Source organism: Bacteriovorax sp. HI3, assembly GCF_059738875.1.
The window spans coordinates 762,904-774,531 of sequence record NZ_AP026946.1; the positions used below are offsets into that span (position 1 = coordinate 762,904).

10 protein-coding genes are annotated in these 11,628 nt (G+C 41.6%); 9 read left to right on the plus strand and 1 reads right to left on the minus strand.

The genetic code is table 11. The features are described from left to right. Both rpoN and hpf read left to right on the plus strand, forming a co-directional pair. On the plus strand, nucleotides 1-1,455 hold the full coding sequence (gene rpoN, locus AC6JA8_RS03605; protein ID WP_497975794.1) for an RNA polymerase factor sigma-54: 1,455 nt from the start codon (nucleotides 1-3) through the stop codon (nucleotides 1,453-1,455). 79 nt (nucleotides 1,456-1,534) lie between these two features. Next, entirely contained in the window at nucleotides 1,535-1,900 is a 366-nt protein-coding gene (gene hpf, locus AC6JA8_RS03610; protein WP_102242494.1) for a ribosome hibernation-promoting factor, HPF/YfiA family, read from the plus strand. Here the strand turns inward: hpf and AC6JA8_RS03615 are convergent. Further along, on the minus strand, nucleotides 1,897-3,576 hold the full coding sequence (locus AC6JA8_RS03615) for a bifunctional metallophosphatase/5'-nucleotidase (protein ID WP_497975795.1): 1,680 nt from the start codon (nucleotides 3,574-3,576) through the stop codon (nucleotides 1,897-1,899). The two genes, hpf and AC6JA8_RS03615, sit on opposite strands and share 4 nt — an antisense overlap. Nucleotides 3,577-3,735: 159 nt before the next feature. On the opposite strand from AC6JA8_RS03615, the gene AC6JA8_RS03620 reads away from it, so the two are divergent. The 7 genes from AC6JA8_RS03620 (at nucleotide 3,736) to AC6JA8_RS03650 (ending at nucleotide 11,619) form a co-directional block, all read left to right on the plus strand. After that, the gene (locus tag AC6JA8_RS03620) at nucleotides 3,736-4,932 is read left to right on the plus strand and encodes a hypothetical protein (RefSeq protein ID WP_497975796.1); all 1,197 of its coding nucleotides are present in this window, start codon (nucleotides 3,736-3,738) and stop codon (nucleotides 4,930-4,932) included. 20 nt (nucleotides 4,933-4,952) lie between these two features. Continuing rightward, nucleotides 4,953-5,273 (plus strand): ATP-dependent Clp protease adapter ClpS, encoded by a 321-nt coding sequence (gene clpS, locus AC6JA8_RS03625; protein ID WP_497975797.1) that lies wholly within the window; start codon nucleotides 4,953-4,955, stop codon nucleotides 5,271-5,273. An 11-nt stretch (nucleotides 5,274-5,284) separates the two neighbouring features. Beyond that, nucleotides 5,285-7,651: an ATP-dependent Clp protease ATP-binding subunit ClpA gene (clpA, locus tag AC6JA8_RS03630; RefSeq protein WP_497975798.1), complete on the plus strand. Its 2,367-nt coding sequence runs from the start codon at nucleotides 5,285-5,287 to the stop codon at nucleotides 7,649-7,651. A gap of 389 nt (nucleotides 7,652-8,040) precedes the next feature. Continuing rightward, entirely contained in the window at nucleotides 8,041-8,196 is a 156-nt protein-coding gene (locus AC6JA8_RS03635; RefSeq protein WP_158649552.1) for a hypothetical protein, read from the plus strand. Nucleotides 8,197-8,410: 214 nt separating this feature from the next. After that, on the plus strand, nucleotides 8,411-9,871 hold the full coding sequence (miaB, locus tag AC6JA8_RS03640; RefSeq protein ID WP_102242499.1) for a tRNA (N6-isopentenyl adenosine(37)-C2)-methylthiotransferase MiaB: 1,461 nt from the start codon (nucleotides 8,411-8,413) through the stop codon (nucleotides 9,869-9,871). 84 nt (nucleotides 9,872-9,955) lie between these two features. Further along, a complete protein-coding gene (locus AC6JA8_RS03645) occupies nucleotides 9,956-10,567 on the plus strand; it encodes a hypothetical protein (RefSeq protein WP_497975799.1) in 612 nt (203 codons plus the stop codon). Next, complete coding sequence (locus AC6JA8_RS03650; RefSeq protein ID WP_497975800.1) at nucleotides 10,555-11,619, plus strand: aminopeptidase; 1,065 nt, start codon at nucleotides 10,555-10,557, stop codon at nucleotides 11,617-11,619. The genes AC6JA8_RS03645 and AC6JA8_RS03650 overlap by 13 nt, the downstream gene beginning before the upstream one ends. The last annotated feature ends 9 nt before the right edge of the window (nucleotides 11,620-11,628 follow it).

An 11,628-nucleotide genomic window follows, 5' to 3' on the forward strand; every position in this document is an offset into this window, starting at 1 on the left:
ATGGCCATTAAAATTTCACAGGGCTTAAAACAGTCTCAGAACCTGGCGATGACACCCCAGCTTCAGCAGGCGATCAAACTCTTAACTCTTACACACTTGGAAATGACCAATGTGATTGCAGAAGAGATGGTTGAGAACCCAATGCTCGAAGAGGCAGGTGGCGAAGTTGATGTTGAAGCGCAAGCTGAAGGCGACAACGAAGTCAGAGAAGCAACTTCAGAGGATTTTTCTGAAGCACCACTCATGAAAGAAAAAGATGATTTTGACTGGGACTCATATGCAGACTCATTCAACTCAAACTCATCGACACCAAATATGGCCACATCATCAGGAGATCCTGATGAAATGCCAAGCTACGAAAACATTGTTTCAAAAGGGATGACTTTAGCTGAGCACTTAGAGTGGCAGTTAAAAATGGAAACTCTTTCAGATGAAGAGTGGAAACTTGCTCATCTTATTATCGGGAACATTAATGACGACGGTTATCTGGACGTAAACTTCGAGGACCTGATTGCTGAAAGTGGTCTGGATCGCGAAGATGCATTTGATGTCCTGGAAATTATCCAGCGCTTAGACCCGGTAGGGTGTGGAGCGAGCAACCTGCAGGAGTGTTTACTTGCCCAGGCAAGAATTGCAGAAGAGAGATCACCTCTTCTGGAAAAACTTATCCGCGATCACCTTGAAGATCTTCAAGGGAAAAACTTTGAAAAAATCTCAAAAGCACTGGCGGTGACTGTTGAGCAGGTGAAGAAAACTTCACTTCTTCTTCAGAACTTTCACCCGAAGCCAGGGCGTTTAGTAGCGACACCTGACACTCATTATATTCTTCCGGATATCTATGTAGTGGAAGCAGGTGGAGAGTTTGTGGTTCAGGTTAACGACGAAGGGATTCCTCGTCTTAAAATCTCTAAGCTTTATCAGGAAATGATTAAGAAAGGTGCCGGCCATAAAACCGATGAGGCAAGTGAGTTCGTAAAGGACAAACTTCGCGCTGCTGAGTGGTTGATTAAGTCTATTCAAAACAGACAAAAAACCATTGAGAAAGTATCGAAGGCCATCGTGGCAAAACAGCAGGACTTCTTTAAGAAAGGTCCAAAGCACTTAAAGCCGATGGTTTTAAAAGATGTTGCCAATGAAATCGGAATGCACGAGTCGACGGTTTCAAGGGTAACGACAAACAAGTATATGCACACCCCATTAGGGACGTTTGAGCTTAAATATTTCTTCAACACAGGTATTGGAGGTAAAGACGGCGGTGTTGACATTGCGAGTGAAGTACTGAAATTGAAAATTAAGGCAATCTTCGATGGAGAAAATCCAGCGAAGCCACTCTCTGACCAAAAGGTTGTGGAGATTTTGGCAAGAGAGAACCTTACTGTAGCAAGGAGAACTGTAACGAAGTACCGTGAGATGCTAGGAATCGAACCTTCATCGAAACGAAAGCAGAAAGATTGAGTTATCTGACAAAAGCGTTTTCTATTACGAACATGTTGTCTTTGCGGGGCAAAGACAAAAACGAAAAGAAGGGCATTTTATGAAAATTACTACATCATTTTTACACTTAGAACACACAGCTGCACTGGATGCAAAAATTCAAGAAGCTTCGGCAAAGCTTGAAAAGTTTTTCAAGGATAAAGGAACGATGAAATGGTCGTGTTATGTAAAAAATGGTCAGCACTTTGCTGAGATTTATTACCACGCCCCACACTGCGAATACCACGCAAAGGCCTTCTCTGAAAATCTTTACCACAGTATCGATTTAGCAGTGGAAAAAATTGAAAAACAAGTTTTCAAAAAGAAAGAAAAATACAACAAAATGCACCGTCAGACATCTGATGTTGTGATTCTAGATCCTGAGTCTGCTTGGACAGACTACAACGAGGATGAAGACGTAGCTTAATAATAACCCGGGTGCTTTTTAAAGTGCTCGATCATTAGTAAATATTCTTTCGGGTGAACCACGTAGTCTTTTACAGGTTCACCCGTTTTCGTTTTAGGCACTAAATCAACAAAGCCACGGGTGATTTTCTTCACGGTTTCAATATTCATCACTACAAACTTATTCGTCGCGATTTTAATCGGCCTGTCGTAATCAGAAAGCGCTTTTCCATTGAGCTTTATATCGTGAATACGGTTGATAAAAGGGATGCCCCATTTCCTGATTTTAAAGCTTAAATTAGGGGAGATGGCCGGGGAAAAAGACGTGGAAATATAGGTGTAAATCTCCATGAAATTGATCACCAGTTTGACGTCTTTAGGAGAGAGGTAGAAAGAGACAACATCCACTCCAGGAGTTTTGTTTTTATCAAAGCCAATTGATGTGGCTTCAAAGATTTCTGCTCGCGAGTAAGGGGTGTTTTTGTGGAAAGATGTACGCACCAGCCCCATTGAAGTGAAATAAGCATCAATCTTATCATCTTTTATAGTGTCATTTAATTCTGTGAGAATGGCGTGAGTGACCAGCTCTCCCATTGGGTTGGGGATAGCACTTGAGCGGATATAGCTTTTTTTCGGAGTAAAAATAATTTCAGACGGGTCTGTTGTCTGACCCATTAGTTCAAACGACTTTTTTCTCCACTGGTCAATGCGTTTTTTCCACTCTTTATTTTCAGCAATTTTTTCACTGATAGTGATGACGTGATTGCCGGCAGGATTGGTCATTTTTACTTTTTTAAGTTTTGTATCAAAAGTAAACTCCATCAGCCCCAGGTTTTCGCCGTATGAACCGGTTTGATTAACCGGCACTCCATTGACGATCGCGAATTCTTGCTTGTGAGTGTGCCCGGAAACAAAAACATCCAGACCCTTTAGCTTGCTGGCCAGTTCGTGGCTTTCTTTTCCTCCTCCGTGCATAGATAAAATCACCATGTCGACTTTTTTATCTCTTCTTAATTCGACAATGAGTTTATTTAAATGATCGGCCAGAGCACCTAGTTTTTGCTTTGATTTTTCATCGTCAAATCCAATGAAATGAACATCGCCTCTTGTCGAACGACTCACCAGGCATCCATCTGGTCCCAGAATTCCTAAAAATCCTACGCGCAGATTGCCTTTGGGACTTTGAAATTCTTTAACCAGGTAAGGTTTTACCAATTCGGGATTTTCCAGGTATTTTCTCAGAGGAGAATCGTGGTTGACGTAAAGGTTACTGGCGACAAGTGGAGTTCTCCCCGGAGTCTCCAGCATCTTTTTGAGCATGATTTCCAGCCCGTCATTAAGCGGGTCGAATTCGTGATTTCCGAAGGTCAAAAGATCGTACTTATTTTCCATGAAAAACTGGTATTCAGGAAAGTCTTTTAATGCAGAAACTCCAATGGCAGAAAAAATAGTTCCGGAGAAAAAATCCCCTGCATCTACACCGATGACGATTTCATCTTTTTTCTTCTCGCGCAGCTCGCTGATCACTGAAGTCAGGCGGGCAAATCCTCCGCGTCTTTCATAGGTTTCACCTGAAGGAACTTTGACTCCATCAAGATGCGAGTGGAGGTCATTGGTGTGAAAGACTGTAAAAGGGATTTCTGCTGAAAAGAGTGGAAACGATAAAACCAAGAGGCCTAAGAATGTTAATTTTTTCATGTTAAAACTCTACAAAAAAAGCCTACCTTTGCCTATGGGATTTTATGGCATCTGCCTTGTAATAAGTGATGTTATAGGCAGGGGAAATCCCCTAAATATGAGGAATGAGAAAATGGATTTTTCTCTTTCTTAGACGGCTGTCAAAAAATGAGACACTTTATGCGTATTGCTCTTAAAACCATCTTCCTAGGAATGCTCCTCTTGGCGCTGGTTGCCTGTGGGAGAAAAATCAATCCTGAAGCAGGTGGGGCCTTTGAGAGTGATTCTTTAAGTTATTTGCAGCTGGAAAATCAGTGTGCAAGAAACCAGATAGTCCAGGAGCCGGTCACTAGAGAAATAGCCTATATGTACGCCGATTTTCAAGCGCGTTTTCCCATGGCCTTTTTCTCTATTCCTGAGCGTTTTTACGACTATAAAATCCCGCTTATTATCAATGTCGATGATATGGAAAAAAAGCTCGCTGAGCTTAAGGCAAAGGCTTTGGACGAAGCCATGCTTAGTAAAAATCTCTCTGGCCTGGCAAGTGATCTCTTTTATCTTTATCAACATAGTATGAGATATGAAGGGCAAAAATGTCAGTTCGGGATGCTGATGAAAAAACAATTCAACGACACTAGGCCATATCTTGAAATGAAAGACTATTGCCGTGAAAAAGATTGCTCGCCAAAGATAATTGATGCACTCACTGGACCCTCGGCCCAATTTGTTCAAGAGCGAGTTGTGAAAATGTGCAGGTCTTTTGACCCGAGTAATACAAATTGCCAGGCCCAATATAATGTTCAAAGTAAGAATAGGAAAGTTTCAACGTTGTTAAGCCATTATCAAAAGCGTTTTGAAAAAGAGCGCTACGATAAGCTTTTTGTATTGAGAGATTCGCACTTGAAATTTCAATGTGAGCAGAATGCAGCACAGGCCGTGACAATGAACCTCAAGGTGTTAAGTAACGGATGGGATACTGAGAAACTTCGTGGAATGTTATCGTATGTCAGTCAGATGTGGACCCGCGGTTCTTTTCAATTAGCGATTGAATTAGTCGAGGAAAAGGGAAGCGATGTGATAGAAATTATCCCTACAAACGGCGGAATTTCTTACGTTCCCGATGAAGACAACACTCAGGTTTATTTGAGCCAATCTTTAGACGCAATCACGCAGAAAAAGGTGCTTGCCCACGAGTTTGGTCATGTTTTAGGTTTCCCGGATTGTTATACAGAATTCTATGACGGTCAAAAGAGTGATCTCGTATACTATGAGATTTCCGCCGAAGACACTAACATTATGTGCTCGCTAAAAAGTGGTGTGAGTGTGCCTGATAACTACCTGCAGATGCTACGAGAGAAGTCTTGCGTCTTTAACTAAAAAAGAGCGATAATTAACCTATGACTGAACACAATCACCAACATGATGAAGAAGGTGGCACGGCCACCATCACTAAAAAGAAAGTACAACTTCCTAAGAAATATAAAGTCCTGTTACACAACGACGATTATACGACTATGGAGTTTGTTATTTTCATTCTGCAAAATGTTTTTCACAAAGCACTTCCAGAAGCTGAAAGAATCATGATGGAAGTTCACAAAAAAGGAACTGGGATTTGTGGAGTCTACACCCATGAGATCGCGGAGAGTAAAGCGAGGAAAGTAGAGCGAATGGCCAAAGAGCACGCTCATCCTCTTTTATGTACGATCGAACCTGAATAAGGACATCATTTATGAGCATTGGAAGCAATCGAAAAAGTAACCTGAGACTAGAGGCCATTATCAACTCGGCGGTCATCAAGGCTAACATCTTAAAGCATGAGTACCTCACGCTGGAAATTATGTTTAAGGCCATGTTGGAAGACGGCGAAGTTAGAAATATTCTGGAGAGCTGTGGGGTGAATCTCACGCAGATGGAAAAAGAGCTCGATACTTTTATCACCACGGAAGACAATTTTAGCTTGTTGTCGGAAGAGGCGATTGAAGAGCTTTCGCGCAAGCAATTCGTCGATACAGAATTAAGAGAACTGGCCCGTGAAAACGGCATTAGTTATCAACCTGAAATTTCCATGGGACTACAGCGTGTCATTCAGCGCGCCGCTATCCACGTTCAGTCATCAGGAAAAAAAGATATTTTAGGGGTGAACTTATTAGTGGCCCTTTTTAATGAGCCCGAAAGTTTTGTTTGCTACTTGCTTGAATCCCACGAAGTCGAAAAGTTTGATGTCGTCAAACTTATTGCTCATGGAGTGGACCGCTCTGTTAATACAGATTCGGGATTACATGAAACGATCCGCACTGAGTTGGGCGATATGCCAGAGAAAAAACAAAATGCGCTCGAAGAGTACTGCACTAATTTAAATGAAGAAGTGGCCAAGGGAAGAATTGATCCGATTGTCGGACGAGAAAGTGAAATCGAGCGAGTCGCTCAGATTTTATCCCGTAGAAGAAAAAATAATCCGCTACTTGTTGGAGAAGCGGGAGTAGGAAAGACGGCGATTGCTGAAGGGCTTGCTTACCGAATTGTTCAAGGTGATGTGCCGGAACTTTTAAAGAATGCCGTCGTTTTTAGTTTAGACCTGGCAAGCCTTCTTGCCGGAACAAAATACCGCGGAGACTTTGAGCAAAGACTGAAAAATGTCATGAAAGAATTAAAGACATATAATGAGGGCGGAAAAAATGAGGCCATCCTCTTTATAGATGAAATTCATACCATCATGGGGGCCGGTGCAACCAGCGGTGGATCAATGGATGCTTCAAACTTATTAAAGCCTGCTCTAAGCAGTGGTGAGCTTCGTTGCATCGGTAGCACAACCTATGAGGAATACCGCAAGTTTATCGAAAAAGACTCTGCCTTTAATAGAAGACTCCAAAAAGTTGATGTCGCTGAACCTAGTCCGGAAGACACGCTTAAAATTCTTCTTGGCCTAAGACAGAAGTTTGAAGAGCACCATAATGTTAAGTACTCAAATGCGATCATTAAGCTGATCGTCGATCTTTCAACTAAACATATTTCTGACCGCAAGAATCCGGATAAATCAATTGATGTTATTGATGAGGTCGGTGCGATGATCAGGATTCTTCCAGAATCCAAGCGCCACCAAAATATTACTAAGAAGGATGTTGAAACAGTCATCGCGATGATGGCCAAGATTCCTAAGATGTCAGTGGCCACTGATGAGCGCGATAAGCTTAGAAGTCTAAAGAGCAACCTGAAGCTTCTTATTTTCGGACAAGACCAGGCCGTGGAAAAAGTGGCCGATGCGATCCTTCTTTCAAGATCAGGACTATCGAGTGACCAAAAGCCGATGGGCTCATTTCTTTTCACCGGGCCAACTGGAGTAGGGAAAACTGAGCTCGCTAAGCAGCTGGCGCGCGAGCTTGGGATTCACCTCGAGCGTTTTGATATGTCGGAGTATATGGAGAAGCACTCGGTGGCAAAATTAATTGGCGCTCCTCCGGGTTATGTTGGATTTGATAATGGAGGACAGCTTACTGATGTGATCAAAAAGCATCCACACGCCGTTTTACTTTTGGACGAAATCGAAAAGGCCCATCCAGATATCTTCAATATCCTGCTTCAGATCATGGATCATGGAACTTTGACGGATTCACAAGGCCGAGCGACGGATTTTAGGAACGTCGTCATTATTATGACATCAAATGCTGGCGCAAAAGAGATGGAGTCCGGCTCAATCGGCATCGGAAAAGGCCTGGACAACCAAGCTTTCAAGCGCGATTCGGCCATTAAAAACTTTTTCACACCAGAGTTTAGGAATCGTTTGGATGCCATTGTCCATTTCAACAAGCTTTCTGATGAACAAGTCTTAAAAATCGTCGACAAGTTCCTTATCCAGCTTGAAACGAAGCTTGGAGAGAAGAATGTAGAGCTGATTGTTGAAGAATCGGCACGTGCACATCTGGCAAAAGTGGGCTTTGATCCACAAATGGGTGCCAGACCTTTGGCCAGAATCATCGATCACGAGATCAAGAAGCCACTTTCGCATGAAATTCTTTTCGGAAAACTTGAAAAAGGTGGCGTTGTTGTCGTGTCGTTGGATGAAAAAGAGCAGAAAATCGTCTTCAGATTCCAGGATTAGGTTAATTTTTGCCCAATTTCGGGCCTTGCCATGAACTTTTTTTAGGTCCTCTTCATTTTTTTTTAACCCCATTAAAATTTTTTTTCGGCAGACCTCAGGGTCTGCCTTCTTTATTTTTTCAAGCCTCATGCCAATTGTGGAAAACGAACGAAATATCGATGAATAAAGCATTTCAGCGATTCTATCAGAGGGAGAAAGCGATCGGGTGAAACAACGTTTGCGGCCTCTTTGATCACTTCATCACATGCTCGATGATGAAAAACGTGAAAAAAAAAATTAAAGGATTTGAAAAAAATTACGAAAAATAAAACAAAGATGTATTTTTTGTTTGCACGAAAATAAAAAAATGATTATTCTTGAAAAAAGAATAAAAACTTTTGGAGGGTTTTATGGCTGTTAAGAAAGCAACAAAGAAAGCTGCTAAGAAAGTAGCAAAGAAAGCAACTAAGAAAGCTGTAGCTAAAAAAGCTACAAAAAAAGTAGCTAAGAAAGCAACTAAGAAAGCTGCTAAAAAAGCTACTAAAAAAGCTGCTAAGAAAGCTTAATTAATTAAGTGATCTAGTTAAAAAAGGGACCTTCGGGTCCCTTTTTTATTTGTGCCGACCGAATCTTTCTCCAATTAGTCCAAAATCCGCCTCATTTTCTTCCAAATCCGTGAAAAAAGACCCCGATTCGTTTACTTCCAACCCTGATCCTGCTAAGTTTTGCGCCTAAATTCATATTCAATCGAGCAATAAGGCTTTTTAACAGGGTAAACTTATGGCAGCAGGTCTTGGTACTAGAGGCAATGGTCCTCGCGAACAAATTTCTATTGATCCAGTTACAGGTGAAAAAACAGTCGTTATGGGAGATTTAACCTTCCCACCACGCAAAGTTTGGATGAAAACCTTTGGTTGTCAGATGAACTATCACGATTCAGACCGAATCGCGGCCCATCTTGAGGATCTAAACTTTACTAGAACAGAAGAATTAGATGAAGCCGACATGGTTTTATTTAACACATGTGCGGTAAGGGACCTTTCAAATAATAAGTTTTACTCACAACTAGGTGAGATCAAACACGCTAAAAAGAAGAAAAATGGACTAGTCGTAGGTATCGGTGGATGTGTGGCCCAAACTGAAGGAAAAGAGCTGGTGAAAAAGTATCAGCACCTGGACTTCGCGTTTGGAACAGATGTTATCGACACAATCAACGATATGGTTTTTAGAGTTTATGCCGGTGACAACAAGTTCACGATCAACTCATGGGATAGAAGCGAGAACTTTTCGATCGAAACAAAGATCCCTGTCGGCTCACCACAGGCCTTCGTAAACATCATTAAAGGCTGTAATAAGTACTGCACGTACTGTATCGTCCCTTATACTCGCGGAAAAGAAAGAAGCCGTCTAATGGCCGAAGTTGTGGCCGACGTAACAAAGCTAGTGAAGTACCAGGGCATTCAGGAAGTGACTCTTTTAGGTCAGAACGTAAACTCTTACGGGAAAGAAAACGGGGAGAGCTTGGCGGAGCTGATCATGGAGTTAGATAAGATCGAAGGCCTGGAGCTGATTCGTTATACAACGTCTCACCCATACGATGTTAGCGATGAACTTATCGCAGTTCATGGAAAAGCTAAAAAACTTTCAAAACATCTCCACCTTCCAGTTCAATCTGGGTCGGCAAGCGTTCTTGAAAGAATGCATAGAGAATATACGCCAGAGCACTACCTTGGACTTCTGGATAAACTTCGTGCAGCTCAACCAGAAATTGTCCTATCAACGGACATTATCGCCGGATTTGTTAACGAAACTGAAGAAGAACACCAAGAAACAATGGATCTTCTGACAAAAGCTCAGTTTGATTTCATTTATTCATACGTTTATTCACCAAGAGCTAAGACTCGCGCGGCAAAAATGGAAGACAATCTTCCAGATGATATTAAAGGTGCACGTCTTCGCGAAATCCAGGCCCATCAATTAAAGATTCAGGATAAAATCCGCCAGACAATGGTAGGGAAAACATACAGAATCCTGGTTGAAGACTTTGGAAATATGGGTGGAGTGAAGAAATGGAAAGGCCGTACAAACTGTAACAGAATTGTCCACTTTGTACCGGTTAATGATGAAATCGATATGAAATGGCACTGGGTAGACGTAAAAGTAACATCTGCCACATCACTTTCTTGCCAAGGAGAGCTTATTGCTGATCTTGGAAAGAGACCACCGTCGTTATTACAATAAATTATACTTATAAAAGGAGGGGAAAATCTTCCCCTCCATCTTAATCAACATGACAAATTGGTAGAATAGAATCGAGGTGATTCTATGAAGTCTCTACTAGTCCTATTTGTTATCCTTTTTCCTCTTTCAAGTTTTGCTATCGTTAACGAAGTCGCATTTGATTTTGGGTACGATCGCCAGATTTATGGTCTGCAAAGGCAGAACTCAAGTGTGAACCGCACTTATTCAGCGGCCCTTTCAACTTACATTTTTGATTACACGGCGATTGATTTAAACGCTTCGAGATCAAGTGACATCACGACAGAAAATGAGCGTTACAATGTCACAACAGGTATCGATGTGGTTGGTCAGCAAAACCGAGTGACTTCTAATGTCTACGGAATAGGGATTAAGCAGATGTTTGCTCCAAGAACGGCAAGGTTGATTCCCGGTATTTCTATCGGGTACGCCAAGCAGTTTTTAAATTACAACTCGGACCTGACGATTGAAGATACATCGACAAAGGCGAGGACAAATCTTGCAGGAAGAACAACTAAACAAAGAATTGATTCAGTTTTTGGGACGTTGTCGCTTCAATTGCGAATGACTGAAAGATTGTCATTAAAAGGTTCGGTTAAGACATTATTCCCGGCCTTCGAATTAGATAAGGCCCGCGACAACGTGAAGTACGCTATTGGGTTTTCATGGGTGTTCTAAAAAAGACACTGCTTTTTTTCTCGCTACTTTCTCTTGTTTCTGGATGCGCTAAATTTGAGTATCTATATGAGCAGGGAATGGGGCAGATGACCCTCCTTGCTCAGGGAAAGGAGAATAAGGATGTGCTTAAAAGTGTGCGCGTTCCGAAAACTCAGAAAGAAAAAATTAAAAAGATTCAGGAATTAAAATCGTATTTTTATAAATACTGGGACAAAAAAGAGACCAGGATTTATTCTCAGACTACAATGCTCAAAAATAGGGCCGTCACTTATCTGGTGATCGCTTCTCCTTATCAGGAAATTAAAGCAGTGGATAACTGTTTTCCCTTAATGGGGTGTTTTCCTTATTTAGGTTTTTTTAATCAGGAATCGGCCAAAAAATTTGCTAAAGAAAAAGAAGCGGAAGAATACGTGACCTGGATTCGTCCGGTTTATGCTTATTCGACGCTGGGGTATTTCACAGACACGATTCTTTCTTCATTTTTTGAATATGACGACTATGAACTGGCCGAACTTATTTTCCACGAGCTCTATCACACCATCTTTTTTGTGAAAAATCAGGTGGATCTAAATGAGAACCTGGCGATGTATTTCTCGGAGAGAATGTTGCCGGAGTATTTCCTTTCTATTGGGCGGGCAGACTATTTAGTGTTCGAACAGAAAAAAGATGAGAGCGATAAAAAAATTAAACACCTGGTTGTTCTTTTGGCCAACGAACTACAGACGATGTACAAAAGTCTTCTGCCAAAAACGAAAGAAGAGGCAGAGGCTATTTTGAATGAATTTATGGAAGAGCGCTTCAAGGTTGAGGTTATGAAAAAGTGCCAAGCACTCGACATTCAGCCTAAGGACTGCTTCCCGTTAAACCGTTCGTGGAATAACGCAAGTTTTGCAGCTTTCTTAACTTACGAGAAGAAGTCCATGAGCCTTGAAACTCTTCAAAAAAAACTTGGGCTCTCTCTAAAAGACTACTATAATTGGATAGTCAAAAAGTATGAAGACTTCCAAAATCAAAATGAGGAGGAGGACTTCGAAGTTTACCTTTTTAAGTAGGACCCTCTT